This is a genomic window from Extibacter sp. GGCC_0201 (assembly GCF_017566055.1).
Classification (GTDB): domain Bacteria; phylum Bacillota; class Clostridia; order Lachnospirales; family Lachnospiraceae; genus Extibacter.
The window spans coordinates 1-226 of the sequence record NZ_JABFCH010000144.1 but is presented as its reverse complement, the minus strand read 5'-3'; the positions used below and the strand labels follow the sequence as shown (position 1 = coordinate 226).

1 protein-coding gene is annotated in these 226 nt (G+C 51.3%); it reads right to left on the bottom strand.

The genetic code is table 11. From position 1 onward, the window contains the following. Positions 1-226 (bottom strand): THUMP domain-containing protein (locus HJV72_RS19035; RefSeq protein WP_243765710.1); only part of this gene is annotated, 226 nt, incomplete at both ends.

Below are 226 nucleotides of genomic sequence, written 5' to 3'. Positions count from 1 at the left end.
CCTGCGACCGGACTGTCAATTCCGCCGGAAAGAAGCAGCATAGCTGTTCCGTTCGTACCAATCGGCATTCCTCCCGGTCCCGGAATAATGTGGGAATAGATGTATACCTCTTCCCGTACTTCGACATTCAAAAGGACATCCGGATGATGTACGTCTACCCGCATCTCCGGAAATGCGTCAAGGATTGCTTCTCCCAGATCACAGTTCATCTCCATGGAGTTGACAG